The following is a 21,160-nucleotide window of genomic DNA, read 5'->3' on the forward strand; positions in this document are numbered from 1 at the left end:
TGCGTCGAGCCCGCCCGACGGCGCGACGCGCCCTGGCATGATGCGAGTTGAGATGACTGACAGCAACGACCGGTCCGCCTCCGTCTTCGTCCACCCGACGGCCGACGTGGAGTCCGGCGCCCAGGTCGGCGACGGCACCAAGGTCTGGCACCTGGCGCACATCCGGTCCAGTGCCCAGGTCGGTGCCGGCTGCGTGATCGGCCGCAACGTCTACGTCGACGCGGGCGTCACAGTCGGTGACTCGGTGAAGATCCAGAACAACGTCTCGGTCTACCAGGGCGTGACCATCGAGGACGAGGTGTTCGTGGGCCCCTGCGCGGTGTTCACCAACGACTTCCGCCCGCGCGCCCAGAACCCGGACTGGACGATCACCCCGACACTCGTCCGCCGGGGCGCGTCGATCGGCGCGAACGCCACGCTCGTGTGCGGCATCGAGGTCGGCGAGTACGCGATGATCGCCGCCGGGTCGGTGGTGACCCGCGACGTCAAGCCGTACCAGCTGGTGGCCGGCAACCCGGCCCGCCCGAAGGGCTGGGTCGACGCCAAGGGCGAGGTCGTCTCCCGCGACGTCGACAACCCGCCGCACCAGGGCTGAGCAGACGAGAAGGGGCGACGACCGCGCCGGTCGTCGCCCCTTTCCGGTACGCCTCAGCCGCAGAGCCGGCCGATCTCGTCCCGGAACCGGTCCATCGGGTTCGACCCGGCCGGGCCGAGCAGGTACTCCTTCAGGTCCCGCCGCGCCCCGGTCATCGGGTCGTCCCCGGCCCGGGTCACGTCGAGGATCTTCGTCAGCTCGCCGCAGTCCGCCGCGAGCAGGTACGCCGCCCGCGCGGTCGGGAACTGCCGCCGGAACTCGTCCTCGGGCAGACCGGCCGGGTTGGCCACCACGTACGGGCGCTCGCTCTGCACGAAGTCGGAGACCACGCTTGACACGTCACTGACCAGCAGGTCGGTGACGTTGAAGCAGTCGAACAGCCCCGGCGTGCGGCCGGTGACCACCAGGTGCGCGGCGCCGTCCAGCGAGGACGGATCGGTCTCGCCGCCGGCCGCCTTGATCTGGGCCACGATCCGCTCGTGCACGGCGCGGGCCCTGGGCGAGCGCGTCCCGGTCAACGGGTGCGGCTTGTAGATCACCCGCACGTCCCCGGCGGCCAGCAGACCGGACACGATCCGCTCCCCCATCAGCACGAGCGACGTGTGGTACGGGTCGTCGTCGAGCCAGCCCTCCCAGGTCGGCGCGTACAGCACCGTGAAACGGTGGCCGGCGTCGCCGGAGCCGAACGTGTGCACCCCGGCGAGCTGCGGCCGGCCGACCTCCACGATGTCGCGGTCGAGCACGCCGACGTCGGCCCGGGCGTACCGTTCCCGCCCGGCCGGCCCGGCCACCCAGACCTCGTCGTACACCTTGCTGTACGGGTTCACGCTCGCCTGCTTGTCGCTGTCGCCGTGGCCGACGAAGACGTGCTTCACGCCCGGCTCCCGCAGCAGGTGGATGTTGGCGCCGACGTTGGCTGCGTACAGCGCCACGCGCAGCGAGCCGAGGTCCAGGTTCATGAAGTCCACGCCGGCCGGCACGCAGATCACCGGCAGCCGGGTGTCGGCGAGCTGCTTGAACGCGTCCGCGGCGCGCAGCAGCACGACCGCGCGACGGCCGGTCGCCTCCACCGGCGCGAGCCACATGTTGGCCTGGTAGACGTCCTTGGCCGGGCCGGCGAAGTACAGCGCCACCTCGGGCCGTTCCCGGGCCATCCAGTCGTGCACGGCGGGCAGCACACCCGGGGCCCTGCCCCGGCCGCGCAACGCGGTCAGCGTCAGCACCGCGGCGATGACCAGACCGGCGGCGAGCGTGACCAGGCCGGTGACCACCACGGGGGCGACCCGGTCCAGCGCGGCGGCCACCACCGCGGCCGGCACCAGCAGCACGTTGAGCAGCGGCATGCGCAGCCCGGCCAGCCCTTGCGCCCAGACCGGCGGCACCGGAACCCGCCGCAGCGCGCCGAGGTCGATGTTGCGGGTGTACGCCGGGGGGTCGACCCGGCCGTCGATCACCTTGGTCAGCGCGCCTGTGGCGACGGCAACGGTCCACAGCGCGGCGGGCAGCAGCAGGACGGCGACGGTGCCGGCCACGCCGGGGCGCACCACGGCGATCACCAGCAGGGCCACCGACAGGTCACGCACCAGTCGCCGGAAGGTCGCGCCGAGACCGGCCTTGTCGAGCAGCGTGGCGGTCCCGGTGTGCCGCCCGGCCAGGGCCAGCTCACCGGCGACGGCGACCACCGCGGCCACCGCGTACGGGACCACCAGGCCGAGGACTCCGGCGAGGACCATGACCGCGTAGCCGAGGAGCGTCGCGCCGACCGCGGCGAGACCCTGCTGGCTTCGTACTCTGCTGAACAACGACACTCCCTGTCCGCCGCACCGATGTCGGTGCGAGTCGATCTCCGACGGCTGCGACCTTAAACGGGTCGCGTGACACAAGTATTGCCGGGGTGTCCGGCAGGTGAACGCCGGACGGCGTCACCCCGGCCTCGGCACGCGACGGGCCCCGGCCGTCCCAGACGACCGGGGCCCGTGGAGCCGGTGGATTCAGCCCCCGATGACCACCCGGCGCACGCCGGTCCAGCGCGCCGGGTCGGTGACCCGGCGGCCGTCGACGAGCACTGTCGCGCCCGGCAGGTCGGCCGGGGCGAGGGTGCGGTACTCCGCGTGGTCGGCCTGGATGACAGCGGCGCCGACCGGCTCGCCGTCGTAGCCGGGCAGGCCGTGCGCGACCAGCTCCTCGTTCGTGTACATCGGGTCCGAGACGTACGGCACCGCGCCCCGGCGGCGCAGCGCCTCCACGGTCGGGAAGACGCCGGAGAACGCGGTCTCCTTGACGCCACCGCGGTAGGCGGCGCCCAGCACCAGCACGCCCACCCCGGTCAGGTCGCCGTAGGCGGCGGCGAGCAGGTCGACCGCGTACTCCGGCATGGCCGCGTTGGCCTCGCGGGCGGAGCGGACCACCGTGGCGGCCGGGTCGTTCCACAGGTACATCCGCGGGTAGATCGGGATGCAGTGACCGCCGACCGCGATGCCCGGCGAGTGGATGTGGCTGTACGGCTGCGTGTTGCACGCCTCGATGACCTTGGTGACGTCCACGCCGACGGTGTCGGCGAAGCGGGCGAACTGGTTCGCCAGGCCGATGTTCACGTCCCGGTAGGTCGTCTCGGCGAGCTTGGCCAGCTCGGACGCCTCGGCCGAGCCGAGGTCCCACACGCCGTTGGGGCGGTCCAGGTCGGGGCGCTCGTCGAAGTCGAGCACCGCCTCGTAGAACCGCACGCCGTGCGCGGCCGACGCCTCGTCGATGCCACCGACCAGCTTCGGGTAGCGGCGCAGGTCGGCGAAGACCCGGCCGGTGAGCACCCGCTCCGGGCTGAACACCAGGTGGAAGTCGGTGCCGGCGGTCAGGCCGGAGCCCTCGGCGAGCATCGACGCCCACCGGTCACGGGTGGTGCCGACCGGCAGCGTGGTCTCGTAGCTGACCAGCGTGCCCGGCTTCAGCCCACGGGCGATCGACCGCGTGGCGTCGTCCATCCAGCCGAAGTCCGGCACACCCTCGGCGTCCACGAACAGCGGCACGACCACGACGACGGCCTCCGACTCGGCGACCGCGGCGGCGGTGTCGGTGGTGGCCGACAGCAGGCCGGCGGCCACCGTCTCCTTGAGCTTGACGTCCAGGTCGGCCTCACCCGGGAAGGGCACGGCACCGTCGTTTACCAGCTGGACGACCCGCTCGGAGACGTCGGCGCCGATCACCCGGTGCCCCTTGGACGCGAACTGCACGGCCAGCGGCAGACCGATCTTGCCGAGCGCGACGACGCAGATGTTCATGAACTACTTTCCTCCAGAGGGCCAGATTCGGCGCAGGCGGGCAAGGAACCGACCGGGGGTCACCGGCGTGATCGCGACGATCACCTGGCCCTTGTGGTTCGTGGTGGGTGTGACGAGATGCCAGCGGACACCGCGCCGGGCCACCAGCCGGGGTGCGGCGACGGGGCGGTCGGTGCGCAACGGCGCCGAACCCGTCCCGCCCAGGGCGGAGACCTCGGCGCGTACGATACGACGCTCGCCTGTCCCCGCGACGACCGCCAGCAACCGGTCCACCGCGAAGTCCGTCCGCACGACGGTACCGGTGCCGGAGGACTCGACCGACGTGACACCCGCCAGGTCGCCCACACCGACCCGCAGCGCCTCCGCGCTCAGCTCGGCCAGCTCGGCCCAGCGGCTGCGCGCGGTGACCACCAGGGCTCGTGCCCCGGCGGCGTCGCGTCCCCAGGCCAGCCCGGTCGCGGTCAGCTTGGCCAGTATCGCGGCGGCCCGCCCGGTGACGTCGTACCAGTCGTCCGGGTAGCCGAACGCCGGGTCGCGGAAGCCGACGTGGCCGGCGTACCAGCGGTCGCCGTCGACGACCACCCCGGGCAGCGACCGGTCGGACTGCTGGCCGATGAGCGTGCACAGCGCGTCCAGGTCGCCGTCCCGCGCCACCGCCACCCGCAGCCGCTCCTCGGACGCCATCCGGGCGGTCACCCCGTCGGTCAGGTACGCCTCGGCCAGCTTGCGGATCCGGTCGTGGACGTGCCGCTGCACGTCCGGGGAGAGGGCGAGGAACTCCGCGCGGAGCAGCTTCGCCACCTCCCAGGTGAAGTGGCGCACCAGCACCGCGTCCCGCCGCGGGCCGGGCTCGATCAGCCCGGCGACGAACCCGACGAGCTCCTCGGCACAGCGCAACCGCTCCTCGAACCGGCTCGCGTACGTGATGTTCTGGGCGTTGTCCCGCTTGACCGCGTAGTAGTACTCGTAGTCGCCGAGGACCGACACCTTCTTCGCCCGGAAGCACGCCTCCAGCGTGAACGGCTGGTCGCTGCCCATCGGCATGTCCGTGCGGAACCGCAGGCCGTACCGCTCGATCAGCTCCCGCCGGAACAGCTTCGTGTTGGACAACGACCACGGCAGGTCACTGTCGAACAGGTCGAGCCGCTCCTGCGTGGTGGCGTAGACGGCCTGGTGCACGTAGCGCTTGTTGGTGCCGACCATCCGGCCCAGCACCACGTCGGAGTCCCACCGGTCGGCGGCTTCGACGAGACGCTCCAGCGCCTCCGGGCCGAGGTGGTCGTCCGAGCCGATGAAGAAGACGTACCGGCCGCGGGCGTGGTCGAGCGCCAGGTTGCTCGGCGCCGCCGGGCCGCCGGAGTTGGCCTGGTGCAGCACCCGGACCGTGTCCGGGTAACGCTTGGCGTAGCGGTCCAGTTCGGCGCCGCTGCCGTCGGTGGAGCCGTCGTCGACGGCGACGACCTCCAGCCGGTCCCGGCCGATGGTCTGCCCGACGAGCGAGTCGAGGCAGGCGGTCAGGTACGGCATGGTGTTGTAGACGGCGACCACCACCGTCACGTCCGGCCCGGTCACGCGCTCACCTCCACCTGTGCCGGCTCCACCGGGGCGTGCGCCGGCGGCGTCGGCCGGGGCGGCGCGTCGGGCAGCAGCCCGGAGTAGACCTCGTCGAGGACCCGCGCCTGCGCCTCCCAGGTCCAGCCGGCCAGCAGGCCCGGCCGGTCGTACGCGGCACGGTACCGCTGCGGGTCGGCGAGCACCGCGGTCACCGCGCGGACGAAGTCGGCCACGTCCTCGGCGCGGAACACCTCGCCCTGACCGGTCTCCCGGACAGTCTCGGCCATGGTGCGCACGTCGGAGACGACCAGTGGCAGGCGGGCGTGTGAATACTCGAAGAACTTGGTGATCAGCGCGATCTCGTGGTTCGGCCAGTGCTGGATCGGGATGACGCCGACCTGCGCGCCGCCGAGGTACCGGACCACCTGGTGGTGCGGCACGTACGGCAGCACGTGCACCCGGTCCGCCACGCCCAGCTCACCGGCCCGGGTGACCAGGCCCCTGACGTACGCCGAGTCGGGCTTGTTGACCACGAACGCGACGTGCGCGCCGGGCAGCCGGGGCAGCGCCTCGACCATCACCCCGAGACCGCGCTTGGCGGCGGCCACCCCGCTGTAGACCAGCAGCGGCTCGTCCGGCCCGAGCCCGCAGCGGGCGCGGATGTCCGGCGCCGGGTCGGCCGGATCCGGCGGCAGCTCGCCGACCGCCGGGGCGTTGAGCACGACCGCCGGTCGTTCGGCCAGCCCGTGCTCGGTGCGCAGCAGGTCGGCCAGGCCGCCGGAGACGGTCATGGTGGCGTCGGCGTACGGCACGTACTCCCGCTCGTGCGCCACGTTGCCGGGCAGCCAGCGGGCGTTGTCGCGCCACGGCTGCACGCCGGGGAGGTATTCGTGGGCGTCCCACAGCAGCGCGATCCGCCGGCCCTTCGCGGCGGCCCGGACCTTCGCGCGGGCGCCGACGCCGAGCATCCGGAAGTCGTTGGCGTGGATCAGGTCCGGCGCCAGCTCGTCGACCACCGGGCCGTAGGCCAGCTCGTAGTCCCACAGGCCCGGTTCCAGGCGCCGCCACGCGCCGTCGCCGCGCAGCCTGCGCCAGAACAGCGTGTACGCGCGGTCCCAGGGGCCGTCCAGCTTGCGGCCCTTGCGGGCCCGGGTGAGCTGACGGTTGCGGAAACCGACCCACTTGCGGGTCAGGCCGGACAGCTTCTCCTCGGCGCGCAGCGCGGCCCAGGGCAGCCCGCCCGGCCGGCCCGCACCGGACTCCCGGGCGGCGACGGTGAGCGCCGCGCGGCGTACCGCCAGGTCCGCGCGCCAGGCCTTGACCGCCTGGGTACGGTGCGCCGCGATGCCGCTGGGCGGGTAGGCGAGCGGATGCCGCAGCCAGGCCCGGCGGAACTCGTGCCGGCGGCGGGACAGCGGTTCGGGCATCGGCACGAGGCGTACCTCGGCGGCACCGACGCGCCAGGTCTGCGGGCTGCCGACCGGCGCGCGGCCGAGCAGCACGACGTCCCAGCCGGCGTCGGCGGCGGAGCGGGCCGCCTTCTGCACCCGGGAGTCACCGATGACCCCGTTGTCCACCAGCATCACGACCCGTCCCCGGGTGCCCGCCGCTGCGGTCGTGCCGTCAGATCCCATTCCTGCCCGTTTCGTCGTCGCCAGCACCGCGCCCGCGGACCCGAGCGAGTCTACGACAGCGGATCGGGCCCGGACGCCCGCCGCCGCCGGTGCCCCCCGACCTGCTGTGACTGTTGCTACCCTCCACCCTGTTCAACGACCGGCGCCCGCTCCGGGTCGTTCGCCGGGTCGCCGGCCGCGCCACGCGGGCCTTCGGCCAACCGCAGCTCAGCGCGAACGGGACCGCACAATGGACGTGGTGACCACCGAGGAACCCAGCCGGCCCGCACCGGCCCCGCCGTCCGGGCCGGCCACAGCCGACCGCGCCCGGCCCGGCCCCGTCCGGCGGCTACGCGACGCCGCCCGGGACGCGGCGCCCGCGCTGGCGGTGTACGCGGTGATCCGGCTCGTCGGCGTGCTGGCCGTCTACGTCTGGGCCCGGTCGCTCAACCTGTCTCCGGTGCGCGAACTGACGCTGTCCGACGCGACCTACTACATCGCCATCGCCCAGCGGGGCTACGACGGGTACGAACAGGTGCAGAGCGACATGGCGTTCTTCCCGCTCTACCCGGCCCTGATCGGCGTGGTGGAACGGGTCACCCCGCTCGGCCCGCGTACCGCCGGGCTCGCGGTGGCCGCGCTCGCCGGGCTGGCCGCGGCGTGGGCGCTGTACGCGATCGGCTCGTACCTGCACGACCGTCGCACCGGGGTGCTGCTCGCCGCGCTCTGGGCCGCGCTGCCGCACGCCGTCGTGCAGTCGATGGCCTACAGCGAGACGCTGTTCACCGCGCTTGCCGCGTGGACGCTGTACGCGCTGCTGCGCCGGCACTGGCTGACCGCGGGCATGCTCTGCCTGTTCGCCGGCCTGACCCGGCCCACCGCCTCGTCGCTGATCCCGGTGGTGGGGCTGGCCGCGCTGCTGGCCGCGGTCCGGCGCCGGGACGGCTGGCGTCCGTGGGTGGCCATGCTGCTCGCGCCGGCCGGGTGGCTCGGCTACCTGGCCTGGGTGGGTGTCCAGACGGGGCGGCCGGACGGCTGGTTCCACATCCAGTCCGCCGGATGGCGCAGCCACTTCGACTTCGGCGTGGACACGTTCCGGCGGGGACGTGAGGTGCTGGCGGTGTCCGCGACGCCGCAGATGCTCGTGGTGAGCCTGGTGCTGTTGCTGGCGCTGACGTTCTTCGTGCTGAGCGTGATCGACCGTCAGCCCTGGCAGCTGCTGCTGTTCAGCGGGCTGATGCTCGTCACCACGCTCGGCGCGGCGGGCTACTACCACTCCAAGGCGCGGTTCCTGGTGCCGGCGTTCGCGCTGCTGCTGCCGGCCGCCGTCGGCCTGGCCCGGGCCGGCCGGGCCCGGGCCGTCACGGTGCTGGTCGCGCTCACCGCGTTCTCGACCTACTTCGGCTGCTACCTGCTGCTCATCTGGACCAGGTCGCCGTGACGCTCAGCGGGTAAGCGGACGGACGTCCCACAGCCACACGTCCGCCACCCGCCGGCCCGGCCCGTACAGCGTGTCGAGCACCACCTTGAGGTCGTCGTGGCGGCGTGCCCGGTCCGGCAACGCCACCGCGTCGGCCTTCCAGTGCCGCACGTCGGCGCGGGCCTGCTCGACGTCGGCCGGGCCGACCGCCGTGTCCCGCTCACCCCGCGACACGGCGGTGAGCAGCTTGGCGGTCGGCTGCGGCTCGACTCCCCACCGTCCGGTGTTGTCGGTCTTGGAGACCGGCGCGAGGAAGTAGCCCTCCGGGACGGCGAAGCCGGCCAGCGCGGCGGAACTCCAGTACAGCGACGTCATGCCGTCGACCGGAACCGGCACCAGGGTGCGGCCGGGGGCGACGTGGTCCTTCCAGACGCCGGCGGTGACGAAGTCCGGCACCGGGTTGCGCCCGCGCGCCTCCAGCGGGGTCGGCAGGATCGGCAGCAGCGCGGCGAACAGCGCCACAGCGGCCAGCCGGGGCACCAGCCGGGACCGGTCGCCCTCGCCGACCCGTACCCGGGCCACCCGGTCCCCGGCGACCGCGAACAGGACGCCGAGCGCCACCGTGGTGATCAACGCGAACCGGGAGACCACCACCGAGTCGAACACCGGCAGTTCGGACACCAGCGCGAACGGCGCCGGCACGTCGGTACGCCGGGTGCCGACGGTCCAGGTGGTGCCGACCGAGAACACGGCCGAGATCAGCGCGACCACGGCGAGCACCCGGACCACGATCTCCCGGCGCAGCCACCAGACGGCGCCCAGCGCGAGGATCACCACCGACCAGCCGTAGAAGCTGGCCTGCTCGGTGGTGTTCGGGCCCCAGCGCACGGCACTCGTGGGGCTGCCGGCCACGGATTCGGTGGCGTACCGCACGAACGACCCGAGGGTCAGCGCGTACACGTCCGGGTCGCCCGGGTGACCGACCCGGTGCTGCGGGCCGGCGAACTGCATCCACAGCGGGTACGCGGCGGCGGCTCCGACGAGCACGCCCGTCACGGCGAGCCCGCCGAGCATCGGCCCGGCCAGGCGCAGCGCCTCGCGCGGCCGGAAGGTCACGTAGCCGATCACCATCATCAGGCAGCCGAGCGCGGTCAGGAAGAGGATCTCCAGGCTGACGAAGAACTGCGCCGTCACGAGTGCGCCCAGCACCAGGCCGTTGCGCACCGGGCGGCCGTCCCGGGCCAGCCTGACCACCTGCCACAGAATGAACGGCACCAGCCACTGGGCGGTGATGTGCGGGTGGCCGTTGCTGTGCGACACCAGCGCCGGCGCGAAGGCGCAGAACAGGCCACCGGCGAACGCCGCCGCCCGGGACGAGACCAGGTTCCGGGACAGCACGTGGTACCAGGCGTACGCGGTGCCGGCCAGGTTGAGCGTGATGAACAGCAGGTACGCGAACGGCGCGCCGAACAGCAGCGTGACCGGGGACAGCACCAGCCCTGGCAGCTGCATGCCGACGTTCGTCATCAGGTTCACCCCGTCCGGGGCGTTCTGCAACGTGGTGAAGAAGGGGTTCTCCAGGTTGCTGACCGCGTGCGCGGCGTACGCCAGCATCCACTCGTTGAAGCCCTGGTCGTTCGGGCGACTGCCGAGCAGCCGGCCGTCAGGGTTCACCCAGCCCCGCGCGGTCACCCAGAACGCGCCGGCCAGGTAGATCGCCGCGACCAGCAGGTCCGGCCGCAAGAGGCGCCATCGCGCGGGGCGGTCGGCGCGCTCCGTGGCGGCGGCCGGCGGCCCTGCCGGGCGCTGCGGCGCGGCGTCGGCGGGCCGGTCCGCGCCGTCGGCGGCCGGCGGCTTCACGGTTTCGTCGGTGGCGTCGGCCACCGATCCACCTGCGTCTGCGGTGCGGGTACGGGTCTCGGGCCCGGGGGCGGTCATGGCGCCGAAGTGTACGCAAGCACGGCCGCCGCGCAGGGACAGGCTCGCCCGGCTCGGTGAAGAGTCGGCGACGATCCGCCGACGGCGGGACGTACCCGCGGTGACCGGGCCGCGCCCGGGGCGGACACCGCCACCGGCCGGGCACCGTGGGGCCGGGGTGATCGGACCGGTTCGGTTAGGCTGGTCCCTCGTGTCCCGTTCCCTGTCACCGGTCACCGTGCTCCCCGTCGGGGCGGCGGCGTCCGGTGACGGCTGGTGGCCCGGCCCACCATCGCGTACCGCCCGCGTCCGCGTACGTCGTCCGGTGGCCACCGGGGCACTACTATTCCTAGGGCCCGCGGGCACCGGCCCGACCGTCTGGCCGGGGTCCAGGGCCTCCCGACTCGGGTGGCGGCCGGTCCGCACCGAGCATCCGTCGCAGATCACGAGGAGTCACGTGTGAAGGTCGTCAGCATCGTCGGCGCCCGACCGCAGTTGGTGAAGCTGGCGCCCATCGCGGCGGCTTTCGCCGAGGACGGGTGCGAGCACGTGATCGTGCACACCGGCCAGCACTACGACGCCGACCTGTCCGACGTCTTCTTCTCCGGTCTCGGCATCCCCGACCCGGACGTGCACCTCGGGATCGGCTCCGGCAGCCACGGCGTGCAGACCGGCAACACCCTGGCCGCCCTGGACCCGGTGCTCGCCGCCGAGGCGCCGGACTGGGTGCTGGTGTACGGCGACACCAACTCGACGCTGGCCGGCACGCTCTCGGCGGTGAAGCAGCACCTGCGGGTGGCGCACCTGGAGGCCGGGCTGCGGTCGTTCAACCGGCGGATGCCGGAGGAGCACAACCGGGTACTCACCGACCACGCCGCCGACCTGTTGCTCGCCCCCACCGAGGAAGCCGTCCGGCACCTGGCCTCGGAGGGCCTGGCCGCCCGTACCGAGCTGGTCGGTGACGTCATGGTGGACGTCTGCCTGCGGGTACGCGACGACGTGGCCCGGGGCGGGCAGCCCCGCCCGGCGTTGCCCGACGGCATCGACCCGGACTCGCCGTACCTGCTCGCCACTCTGCACCGCGCGGAGAACACCGACGACCCGAAGCGGCTCGCCACGCTGCTCGACGCGCTGGCCGACCTGCCGGTGCCGGTCGCGCTGCTGGCCCACCCGCGGCTGGTCGCCCGCGCCGACGAGCACGGTCTGAAGCTGACCCGGGGCGCGCTGCACTCCGGCCGGCCGTTGCCGTACGCCGCGATGGTGGCCGCAGTGGCCGGCTCCACCGGCGTGGTCACCGACTCGGGCGGCCTGCAGAAGGAGGCGTACCTGCTGGACCGGCCGTGCACCACGCTGCGTACCGAGACGGAGTGGGTGGAGACGCTCGCCGACGGCTGGAACGTGTTGGTGCCGGATCCGCGCGAGCTGGGCGCCGGCTGGGCGGCAACGGCGACGCGGCCCGCGCCGGAGGCACCGCGCGGCACCCCGTACGGTGACGGCCGCGCGGCCCGGCGGGTCACCGAGACGCTGCGACGGCACCTGGCATGACGACGCGATCCCTCCTCACGATCGGTTATCCGCGATGACCAACCGCACCGTGCCGCTGCCCCGCTCGCACAGTGGGAAGCGACCGCACGCCATCTACCTCGCGATCGGCTTCCCGCCCGCGGCGAAGAGCAGCGCGTACCGGCTGCGCGAGACGGCGAACCAGTTCGTCGCCCAGGGCTGGGACGTCACCGTCATCACGATCTTCCAGCAGGCGTGGGAGCGGGAGTACGGCCTGGACCACACGCTGTCGGAGAAGGTCGACCCGCGGGTGCGGGTGGTCGAGCTGCCGCTGATCCGGGAGGATCTGGAGACCGACATCCGGGCGTTCTCGGAGGAGCGCTCGCTGGACCCGGCCGGCTGGATCAAGCGGCTACGCAAACGCGAGCAGCAGGCGTTCCCGGAGCCGGTGTTCGGCGGCTGGCGGTACGAGCTGGAGAAGGCGGTGCTGCGACTGCACCGCGAGCACCCGGCCGACCTGCTGCTCGCCTCCTGCGCGCCGTACGTGAACCTGGCCGCCACCTGGAAGCTGTGGGAGGAACACAAGGTCCCGTACGCGGTCGACTTCCGCGACGGCTGGTCGCTCGACGTGATCGGCGGCGGCGAGGCCTTCACCCGCGACTCGGTCTCCGGCCGGTGGGAGTCGAAGGTGCTGGAGGAGGCGCTCGCGGTGTGGTGCGTCAACGACCCGATCGCCGGCTTCTACCAGGAACGGTACCCACATCTGGCGGAGCGGGTTCACGTGGTGCGCAACGGATACGACGAGGACAGCCTCCCGGACATCTCCGGCCGCTCGCCCGATCCGGTGGCCGGGCTGACCTTCGGCTACCTGGGCTCGGTCAACTTCAGTCCGGCGTTCCTCGAGTCGGTGCTGGAAGCCTGGCGCATCGCCCGGCGCGACGACCCGTTGCTCGCCCGCTCCCGGTTCGAGGTGCGCGGCCACATCGGTGCGGGCGCGGCGCGCGAGGCCAATCGGCACATGGACCTGCTCAAGGAGGCGGCCGTCGACGGGGTCAGCTTCGGCGGCCCGGTACCCAAGGCCGAACTGGCGGTCACGTACGGCTCCTGGGACGCGTTGGTGCTGATGCTCGTCGGTGGCCGCTTCGTCACCTCCGGGAAGGTGTACGAGTTCATGGCCAGCGGCCTGCCCGTGCTCTCCGCCCACGACGTCGACCACGACGCCAGCAACGTCCTGGCCGGCCATCCGCTGTGGACCGGCGCGGTCGGGCTCGACCCGCACCGCCTCGCCGGCTCCTTCGTGGAGGCCGGCCGGCTGGCCCTGAAGGCGACCGACGCCGACCGGGCCGCCGCCCGGGAACTGGCCCGCCGCTTCGCCCGGCCCGCAGTGCTCGCCCCGGCGGTCCGCCGCCTCACCGAACTCGTCCGGCCGACCGGCGCCGGCGCGGCCACCCCGGCCACGACCTCCTCGACGGGAGATGCCCGACCGTGACCACAGTGCTCATCGTGGCCGCCGCCGCGCCGAAGCAGCCGGCCGTGCTGATCGAGGCGCTGGAACGTTTCCGCAGCCGCGGCGCCCGCGTCACAGTGGCGTGCTTCTTCGACAGCGCGGAACTCCCCGTCGACCCGGCGCTGGCCGAGGTGCGGTCGTTCGTCGTGCCGCCCGAGAAGCGCGACGCCCGGCTGCGGCGGGCGCTCGGCCGGGCCCAGGCCAACCGCAAGATCTGGCTGCACGCGCAGCGCCACGCCTGGCTGCGGCAGCGTTTCCGGTCCGCCGACCTGCTGGTGGCCCTCGACCCCCGGTCGGTGTACACGGTGTGGGAGATGGCCCAGCGCAACACCCGGGCCGGTGCGCACTACGGGCTCGTGCCGGCGCAGCGGGCGCTCGACGTGCCGCGTACCGAGCCGGTCGGCAAGCGGCTGGAGCGGCAGGTCGCGGCGGCGGCCGGTATCGGCACCCGGGGCGCCAGGCGGGCGGCGGTGGAGACGGTGCGCACCACCGTCCAGAAGGCGACCGGCCAGCGGATCATGAGCAACCCGGCGGGCGCCTGGTTCTGGTCCCGCGCGGTGGCCGCGCCCCGCGTACCGGACCGGCTGCGCAGCAAGCTCGCGGTACGGCTGCACGACAGCGCGGTCAAGGCGGGCCGCCCGGCGGTCGCCGCCCGGACCGCCGCGGCCGCGGTCAGCCGGATCAACAGCGCCACCGCCCGCGCGGACGTGCTCACCAAGGCCGCGCAGGGCGAGCTGGCCCTCGGGCACGTCCCGTCCGGGCTGCACGACGCGATCCGCGCCCAGCTCGCGCTTGCCGACGCCCGGCTGGCGAAGGACCCGAAGAAGGCCGCCGCGGCGGTGTCCCGGGCGTGGAGCCTGGCGTCCAACCGGGTGCTGCACTTCGACCGGCTCTCCTCGCCGATGAGCGACGACCCGGGTGCCTTCCTGGCGCCGTTCCGGGCCAGCGCGGCGGCCCGGAAGCTGTCGGAGCCGCGGGGCCGGCTCACCCCGGCCGCCCCGACGCCCACCGACCGGCCGCTGCGGCTGCTGGTCACCACACTGATCAACGACAATTTCCTCCAGGAGATCCTGGAGCGCTACCGGGCGATGCCGAACGTCGAGGTCCGTTTCCTGGACCTGTACGAGGACCCGGTGACCCGCCCGCTGGCGCTCAGCGGCAGCACCGTGATGGAGCACCTGCTCGGTGTCGAGTCGACCTACGGCGCCAAGATCGAGGAGTGGCTGCGACCGCACCTGGACTGGGCGGACACCGTCTTCGTCGACTGGTGCCAGGCCACTGCCGCACTGTTCACGCTGCACGACCCCGGGACGGCCCGGATCATCGTCCGGCTGCACAGCTTCGAGGCGTTCAACTTCTGGCCGCACCTGGTGGACTTCTCCCGGGTCGACGACGTGGTCTTCGTCTCCGAGCACCTGAAGGACCTGTCCGCCGCGGTGCTGCCCCAGCTCACCGGCGAACGCGCGCCCCGGCTGTGGGTGGTCGACAACGCGATGGACCTGCGCCGGTATCCCCGGGCCAAGCCGGCCGACGCCCGGTTCACGCTGGGGCTGGTCGGGTTCAGCTCGGTGGCGAAGGACCCGCGGTGGGCGATCGACGTCCTGCGGAAGCTGCGCGAGCACGACGAGCGGTACAACCTGACGCTCATCGGCAGCAACTTCAACAACCGGACCAGCAAGCCGGCGACGGACTACGGCCGCCGGCTCGCCAAGGACCTGGCCGAGCTGGAGCCGCTGGGCGCGGTCCGGCGCTACGGGCAGACCGACGACGTGCCGGGCGCGCTCCAGGAGGTAGGTGTCATCCTCAGCACCTCGGTGCGGGAGAGCTTCCACTGCGGTCTGGTGGAGGGCGCGGCGAGCGGCGCCGTGCCGGTGGTGCGGGACTGGCCGTTCTTCGCCGGCAAGCCGCACGGCGCCCGTACCCTGTTCCCCGCCGACTGGATGGTGGACACCCCGGCGGAGGCGGCGGAACGGATCCTGGCCGTCACCGCGACCGAGCAGGCGTGGACGGAGGCCGGCCGGGCCGCCTCGGAGCACGTGCTGAAGACCTGGGACTGGGCCGTCACCCAGACCGACTACGACCGGTTGCTGCTGGGCGGCTGAGCACTGTGACGCAGCGGGGCCCGGCCGTTCGGCCGGGCCCCGCTGCGTATGCGCCGGTCAGCGCACCGGTACTGCGGCCCGCTGGTTCGGCACCGGCGTGACGGCGGTGTCCGCCGGCGCGACGGGCCCGGGGTGGTGCGGCAGCAGTCCAGTGTAGACCTCGTCCATCACCCGGGCCTGCGCCTCCCAGGTCCACCGCTCCAGCACGCCCGGCTGGTCGTACGCGGCCCGGTAACGCTGCGGGTCGGCCAGCACGGTACGCACCGCCCGGACGTAGTCGTCCAGGTCCTCGGCGCGGAAGACCTCGCCGTGCCCGGTGGCCCGGGTCGCCTCGGCCATCGTCCGAACGTCGCTGACCACCATCGGCAGGCCGCCGTGGGCGTACTCGAAGAACTTCGTGATCAGCGCGATCTCGTGGTTCGGCTTGTGGTGGATCGGGATGACGCCGAGGTCGGCCGGGGAGACGAACGCGGACACCTGCCAGTGCGGCACGTACGGCAACAGGTGCACCCGGTCCGCCACGCCCAGCTCGGCGGCCAGTTCCTCAAGCTCGTACATGATCGGTGCCTTGCCGTTGGGATGCACCGAGACCAGCGCGACGTGCGCCTCCGGCATCCGGGTGAGCCCCCGGACCATGATGTCCACGCCGCGCGACGGGTTGATGCCGCCGCAGTAGACGAGCAGCGGTGTGGCGGCGTCGATCCCGCACATCGCCCGGATGTCCGGGACCGGCGTGGCCCGCTGCTCCGGCGTGAGGGTGCGCGGCGGCGCGTTCAGCACCACGGCCGGCTGCTCGGGCAGGTCGTGGCTCTCCCGCAGCAGGTCGGCCAGGGTGGACGAGACGGTGATGACCGCGTCGGCGTACGGCGCGTGCTCGCGCACGTAGGCGATCTGGGCCGGCAGCCAGCGCAGGTTGGCGGGCCGGCCGATGATGCCGGGGACGAACTCGTGCGCGTCCCAGAGCAGCTTGACGTCCCGCCCGCCGGCGCGGGCCCGCATGACGGCCCGCGCGCCGACGCCGAGCATCCGGAAGTCGTGCGCGTGGATCAGGTCCGGCCGCAGCTGGTCCACCACCGGGGCGAAGGCCAGCTCGAAGTCCCACAGTTCCGGGTCCAGCCGGCGCCAGGCCCGGTCGCCGTGCACGCGCTGCCAGAACCGCAGCGCGGCGCGGTCGAGCCGGGAGTTGGGGTCCTGCTGGCTCTTCTGGAGCCGCCGCAGCTGCGCCGAGCGGAACTTGACCCACTGGAACATCGCCTTGTTGAGGAAGTACGGCGCGGCCAGCCGGGCCTTGCCGGCCAGCTCGGCGAAGCGGGGCCCGCCCGCCGCCCGGTCGACTTTGATCTCAAAGAGGCGGAACGTCAGGTCGTCCCGGCGGGCCCGCAGCGCGTTCAGCCGCCGCTTGGCGTCCGGCCCCGGCTTGTACGCCAGCGGGCGGCGCAGCAGCGCGCGGCGGTACGCGACCGGATGCGTAAGCCGCCGGGGCATCCGGATCAGGCGGACCTCGGCGTCGCCGATGCGCCAGCTGTCCTCGGTCGCCGCGCCTTTGAGGATGCCGACCAGGATCACCTCCCAGCCGGCCTCGGCGGCGGAGCGGGCGGCCTTCTGCACCCGGGAGTCGCCCTGGACCCCGTTGTCGACAAGCATCACCACCCGTCCCCGGGTCGGTCGGGCGTCGCTACTCGGGACAGCTTGCATCGGGTGCTTCTCCTCGTTGAGGGGGTGGTGCACGGGCGGTCGGCGGGTCACCGGAGGAAGGAGTCGAATGCGTCGGCGGTCCGCCGGCCGTCGTGGTGGTCACGGACGTAACGCATGCCCTCCGCGGCCAGGGCGACCGCGGAGGGCCTGTCGTCGAGCAGCGACTCGATCGTCTTGACGAGCGTGCCGGGTGTGGCGTTGGCGATCGGCGGCTGGACTCCGGCGGCCCGGTGCGGCCCTTCACTCACGTACGCCACCACGACCTTGCCGGCGGCCATCCCCTCGCAGGAGAAGGTGCCGTAGCTGCCCATCACCAACTGGTCGACCACGATGTCGCAGTCCTGCACCAGTCGGCGCATCTCGCTGTGCGGCAGACCTTCCACCAAGCGTAGTTCGATGATCCGTCGATCGTGCAGCTCCTGCAACCGGGGCAGGAGCCGGTCGGTGCCCTTGGTCCAGCGGTTGGACGGGGCGTGCAACACCACCGGCCGGGTGCGTTCCAGCACCGGGCGGTCGCAGGCCCAGGCGTCCACGTCGACGATCAGCGGCGCCCAGGTGGCGGACGGCACGTCGTCCAGCAGGTCGGGCGTGGTCACGAAGAACGGTAGACCGCTCTCCTCGGCGGTGCGCCGGTTCCGCTCGGCCACCGCGGTGAGCCGCTCGCGCAGCTCCTCCGGCGCGTCCCGGAACGCGGACTCCGCGTGCCGCTCCAGGTGGGCACCGGGATGGCGGATCTCGCTGCCGTGTGCCAGCAGCGCGACCTTGACCCGGGCCCGGCGCAGCGCGGGCAGGTCCGCGGCGATGTCGTCGCCGTTGGCGCGGCCGAGGACCGGGCGGAACGCGTCCACGATCAGGTGCGTGTACCAGCCGAGCACCCGCGCGGCCTGTTGCATCTGCACGTCGAGCCGGTGCTCGCCGGGGAAGTGCAGGTAGCGGTCGGCCGGGTAGCGGTAGGTGGCCGGCGGCTTGGCCACGACCAGCTCGATGCCGACGTCCGCCCGCGCCGCGCTGATCGCCACCGCGAGGGCGGAGAGCTGCCCGGCGTAGTTCGCCGTGCCCAGTCCCAGCCGGACCGGCCCGGCACCGAGCGCGCGCCACCGGCCCGGTGTGCCGACCTCGATCGGCGCGACCGGCGGCTCCTGCTCCGGCGACACCTCGTCGCCGCCGCGCTGGCGGGCCCGCTCCACCGCCTGGGCGAAGGAGGGCAGCGAGCCGGGCGCGAAGAGGTCGCCGCCGCCGTGCCGGGCGAGGTGCTCGCGCGCCACCCGACTGTCGGCGGCGACCACCCGCAGCCCGGCGACGAGGAAGGTGTCCAGCAGGTCGAGACCGGCGTCGGGGTCGAACCCGAACACCGCCACGTCCGCCGGGGCGACGAACGCGGCCGTCACCGTACGCGGACGCGGCACCACGTGGACCCGGCGGCGCGCCTTGCCGGCGCGGCGGACCAGGTCCTGGGCCGACGCCCGCTCCGCCTCGTCGCAGACCAGCGCCAGGTGGAACTCGGGCAGCCGGTCGAGTGCCCGCAGCACGCCGTCCAGCGCCCGGTCGCCGGTGATCCCGCCGGCGTGCACCAGCAGCGGCGTGCCGGCGGGAAGTTCGCACAGTTCGCGTACCGAAGGGGTCTGCCAGGGCCGCGCGCCGGCGGCAGCCCGGCGGAGCGCGATGCGCCACCGCCGGGGAATCCGCCGTCGCACCGCGGAGACCGTCCGCCGCACCGGCGCCGGGCTCATCGCAGTGCCGGCTCCGCGTCGCTGCCGCTGGCCGCGACGGACACGACCTTGCCGTCGGCGGACGACTCCAGCAGAGCGGCGGCGACCTGCACGGTACGCAGACCCTGCCGCAGCGTGACGATGTCGCTCTGCTTGCCCTCCACCGCGTCCCGGAAGCGCTCGTGCTCCACCAGCAGCGGCTCCCGCTTCGGGATGGCGTAGCGGACCATGTCACCCTCGGCCACGCCGCGGAACGCGCGCAGCGCCTCCCACTCGGTGTCGATGGCGGCGTTGGCGTAGAACGTCAGGTCGGCGGTGAGCGTGTCGGCCACGAAGCAGCCCTTGTCACCGGTGACGACTGTCGACCGCTCCTTGAGCGGGCTGAGCCAGTTCACCAGGTGGTTGACCATCGTGCCGTCGGCGAGCTGGCCGACCACGGCGACCATGTCCTCGTGCAGCCGGCCGCTGCGCGAGACCGTGCGGGCGGCGACCGAGCTGTACTGCTGGCCGGTCACCCAGGCGGTCAGGTCGATGTCGTGGGTGGCCAGGTCCATCACCACGCCGACGTCGGCGATCCGGTGCGGGAACGGGCCCTGGCGCCGGGTCACGACCTGGAACACCTCGCCCAGCTCGCCCGCCTCCAGGCGGGTACGCAGGCTCTGCAGCGCCGGGTTGTAGCGCTCGATGTGCCCGACGCCGGCGACCAGGCCGGCGTTCTCGAACGCCTCGACCAGCCGGGTGGCCGCGTCGACGGACTGGGCCAGCGGCTTCTCGATGAGCGCGCAGACGCCGTTGGCGGCCAGCTCCATGCCGATCGGCTCGTGCAGCGCCGTCGGGCAGGCCACCACGGCGTAGTCGACGCCGAGGGCGAGCAGGTCGCTCAGCTCGGGTACGACGGGCGCGCGCAGCGTGCCGGTCACGTCGCCGGCCGGGTCGACCACGCCGACCAGCTCGACGCCGTCCAGGTTGGACAGCACGCGGGCGTGGTTGCGGCCCATCGCGCCGAGGCCGATCAGACCGGCCCGCAGCTTCCGTCCACTCACTGCGCTCTCCTTCGTTCGCGACTGCGGGGCTCGCGGACCCGGCTCACTCCTCGCGCTCACCGGGCACCGGCGGCCAGGTTCGCGCCCTCGGCGATCCGCTCCAGCTCGGCCTGGCTCAGCGACGGGTGCACCGGCAGCGAGACCACCTCGGCGGCGGCCCGCTCGGTCTCCGGCAGGTCCCACGGGCCCGGCTTGCCGTCGGCGGTGAGGTACGGCTTGAGCCGGTGGATCGGGGTCGGGTAGTAGACCGCGTTGCCGATGCCCAGCTCGGTGAGGCGCGCCTGGGCGGCGTCGCGGTCGCCCCGAACCCGCACGGTGTACTGGTGATAGACGTGCTTGGCGCCGTCGGCGACCGGCGGGGTGACCATGCCGGTGATCGCCGAGTCGAGGAACTTGGCGTTGGCGCGGCGCTGCTCGGTCCACTCGGCGAGCTGGGTGAGCTGCACCCGGCCGATCGCGGCGGCCACGTCGGTCATCCGCATGTTGGCGCCGACGATCTCGTTGGCGTACCGCTGCTCCATGCCCTGGTTGCGCAGCAGCCGCAGGGTGCGGGCGAGGTCCGCGTCGGCGGTGGTGATCATGCCGCCCTCGAGGGAGTGCATGTTCTTCGTCGGGTAGAAGCTGAAGCAGCCGGCGGTGCCGAAGGCGCCGACCGGGGTGCCGTTGCGCTCGGCGCCGTGCGCCTGCGCGGCGTCCTCGACCACGGCGAGGCCGTGCTGCTGCGCGATCTCCATGATCCGGTCCATCGCGGCCGGGTGGCCGTAGAGGTGCACCGGCATGATCGCGACGGTCTTCGGCGTGACGGCGGCGGCGACGGCCTCCGGGTCGACGCAGAAGCTGCCCGGCTCGATGTCCACGAAGACCGGCTCGGCGCCGACCAGCCGGACCGCGTTGCCGCTGGCGGCGAAGGAGAACGACGGAACGATGACCTCGTCGCCCGGGCCGAAGCCGAGCGCCATCAGCGTCAGCTGCAGCGCGGAGGTGCCGGAGTTGACGGCGACGCAGTGCCGGCCGGCGACCAGGTCACCGAACTCCTCCTCGAACGCCGCGACCTCGGGGCCCTGCACGACCCGGCCGCTCCGCAGCACCCGGACGGCCGCCTCGATCTCGGCCTCGCCGATGATCGGCCGTGCGGGGGGAATGAACTCTGGATGCGGCCCGGCCATGGGGCTTCCTCCTGTCGACACGTGGTTCATGGGAGACATTTCGGGGGATGGTACCGCTCTG

Annotated in this window: 14 protein-coding genes; 5 read left to right on the forward strand and 9 right to left on the reverse strand. The window is 73.4% G+C overall.

All coding sequences use genetic code 11. From position 1 onward, the window contains the following. The first annotated feature begins 52 nt into the window (after positions 1-52). On the forward strand, positions 53-595 hold the full coding sequence (locus tag GA0070215_RS10105; RefSeq protein WP_018784881.1) for an acyltransferase: 543 nt from the start codon (positions 53-55) through the stop codon (positions 593-595). A gap of 53 nt (positions 596-648) precedes the next feature. Here GA0070215_RS10105 and GA0070215_RS10110 read toward each other — a convergent pair whose 3' ends face one another. The 4 genes from GA0070215_RS10110 to GA0070215_RS10125 all read right to left on the reverse strand — a co-directional run bounded on the left by GA0070215_RS10110 (position 649) and on the right by GA0070215_RS10125 (position 7,058). Then, positions 649-2,397 (reverse strand): CDP-glycerol glycerophosphotransferase family protein, encoded by a 1,749-nt coding sequence (locus GA0070215_RS10110; RefSeq protein ID WP_091044810.1) that lies wholly within the window; start codon positions 2,395-2,397, stop codon positions 649-651. 189 nt (positions 2,398-2,586) lie between these two features. Beyond that, complete coding sequence (locus GA0070215_RS10115; RefSeq protein WP_091044442.1) at positions 2,587-3,870, reverse strand: nucleotide sugar dehydrogenase; 1,284 nt, start codon at positions 3,868-3,870, stop codon at positions 2,587-2,589. Between the two features lie 3 nt (positions 3,871-3,873). Then, positions 3,874-5,442, reverse strand: a complete 1,569-nt coding sequence (locus GA0070215_RS10120; RefSeq protein ID WP_091044445.1) for a glycosyltransferase family 2 protein — start codon at positions 5,440-5,442, stop codon at positions 3,874-3,876. Further along, positions 5,439-7,058, reverse strand: coding sequence for a glycosyltransferase family 4 protein (locus GA0070215_RS10125; RefSeq protein ID WP_377468843.1), 1,620 nt, complete (start codon positions 7,056-7,058; stop codon positions 5,439-5,441). Before GA0070215_RS10125 ends, GA0070215_RS10120 begins: the two co-directional genes overlap by 4 nt. A 229-nt stretch (positions 7,059-7,287) precedes the next feature. Here GA0070215_RS10125 and GA0070215_RS10130 point away from each other — a divergent pair, with 229 nt between their 5' ends. After that, on the forward strand, positions 7,288-8,478 hold the full coding sequence (locus tag GA0070215_RS10130) for a hypothetical protein (RefSeq protein WP_091044449.1): 1,191 nt from the start codon (positions 7,288-7,290) through the stop codon (positions 8,476-8,478). 3 nt (positions 8,479-8,481) lie between these two features. Here GA0070215_RS10130 and GA0070215_RS10135 read toward each other — a convergent pair whose 3' ends face one another. Continuing rightward, positions 8,482-10,395, reverse strand: coding sequence for a DUF6311 domain-containing protein (locus tag GA0070215_RS10135; RefSeq protein ID WP_091044453.1), 1,914 nt, complete (start codon positions 10,393-10,395; stop codon positions 8,482-8,484). Positions 10,396-10,833: 438 nt separating this feature from the next. Here GA0070215_RS10135 and wecB point away from each other — a divergent pair, with 438 nt between their 5' ends. From wecB to GA0070215_RS10150, 3 genes are read left to right on the forward strand one after another with little or no spacing between them, the layout of a single operon-like run. After that, positions 10,834-11,919 carry a non-hydrolyzing UDP-N-acetylglucosamine 2-epimerase gene (wecB, locus tag GA0070215_RS10140; RefSeq protein WP_091044457.1) on the forward strand — a complete coding sequence of 362 codons (1,086 nt, stop codon included), beginning with the start codon at positions 10,834-10,836 and terminating at the stop codon, positions 11,917-11,919. Positions 11,920-11,953: 34 nt separating this feature from the next. Further along, complete coding sequence (locus GA0070215_RS10145; RefSeq protein ID WP_091044461.1) at positions 11,954-13,366, forward strand: glycosyltransferase family protein; 1,413 nt, start codon at positions 11,954-11,956, stop codon at positions 13,364-13,366. Then, complete coding sequence (locus GA0070215_RS10150) at positions 13,363-15,486, forward strand: glycosyltransferase family protein (RefSeq protein ID WP_091044465.1); 2,124 nt, start codon at positions 13,363-13,365, stop codon at positions 15,484-15,486. Before GA0070215_RS10145 ends, GA0070215_RS10150 begins: the two co-directional genes overlap by 4 nt. 57 nt (positions 15,487-15,543) lie before the next feature. On the opposite strand, the gene GA0070215_RS10155 is transcribed toward GA0070215_RS10150, so the two are convergent. The 4 genes from GA0070215_RS10155 to GA0070215_RS10170 are packed head-to-tail and all read right to left on the reverse strand — an operon-like array spanning position 15,544 to position 21,099. Next, positions 15,544-17,181 (reverse strand): glycosyltransferase, encoded by a 1,638-nt coding sequence (locus tag GA0070215_RS10155; RefSeq protein WP_244166938.1) that lies wholly within the window; start codon positions 17,179-17,181, stop codon positions 15,544-15,546. Between the two features lie 47 nt (positions 17,182-17,228). Next, positions 17,229-18,875, reverse strand: coding sequence for a glycosyltransferase family protein (locus GA0070215_RS10160; RefSeq protein ID WP_244166939.1), 1,647 nt, complete (start codon positions 18,873-18,875; stop codon positions 17,229-17,231). 32 nt (positions 18,876-18,907) lie between these two features. Continuing rightward, positions 18,908-19,933 carry a Gfo/Idh/MocA family protein gene (locus GA0070215_RS10165; protein WP_013285263.1) on the reverse strand — a complete coding sequence of 342 codons (1,026 nt, stop codon included), beginning with the start codon at positions 19,931-19,933 and terminating at the stop codon, positions 18,908-18,910. A 56-nt stretch (positions 19,934-19,989) separates the two neighbouring features. Next, on the reverse strand, positions 19,990-21,099 hold the full coding sequence (locus GA0070215_RS10170; RefSeq protein ID WP_018784871.1) for a DegT/DnrJ/EryC1/StrS family aminotransferase: 1,110 nt from the start codon (positions 21,097-21,099) through the stop codon (positions 19,990-19,992). Positions 21,100-21,160 lie beyond the last annotated feature (61 nt).

The organism is Micromonospora marina, assembly GCF_900091565.1.
Classification (GTDB): Bacteria; Actinomycetota; Actinomycetes; order Mycobacteriales; family Micromonosporaceae; genus Micromonospora; species Micromonospora marina.

Coding starts and splice junctions, on each gene's coding strand:
- GA0070215_RS10105 (WP_018784881.1), top strand. CDS start 53: ATGACTGACAGCAACGACCGGTCCGCCTCCGTCTTCGTCCACCCGACG.
- GA0070215_RS10115 (WP_091044442.1), bottom strand. CDS start 3,870: ATGAACATCTGCGTCGTCGCGCTCGGCAAGATCGGTCTGCCGCTGGCC.
- GA0070215_RS10125 (WP_377468843.1), bottom strand. CDS start 7,058: ATGGGATCTGACGGCACGACCGCAGCGGCGGGCACCCGGGGACGGGTC.
- GA0070215_RS10130 (WP_091044449.1), top strand. CDS start 7,288: ATGGACGTGGTGACCACCGAGGAACCCAGCCGGCCCGCACCGGCCCCG.
- GA0070215_RS10135 (WP_091044453.1), bottom strand. CDS start 10,395: ATGACCGCCCCCGGGCCCGAGACCCGTACCCGCACCGCAGACGCAGGT.
- GA0070215_RS10145 (WP_091044461.1), top strand. CDS start 11,954: ATGACCAACCGCACCGTGCCGCTGCCCCGCTCGCACAGTGGGAAGCGA.
- GA0070215_RS10155 (WP_244166938.1), bottom strand. CDS start 17,181: ATGCAAGCTGTCCCGAGTAGCGACGCCCGACCGACCCGGGGACGGGTG.
- GA0070215_RS10170 (WP_018784871.1), bottom strand. CDS start 21,099: ATGGCCGGGCCGCATCCAGAGTTCATTCCCCCCGCACGGCCGATCATC.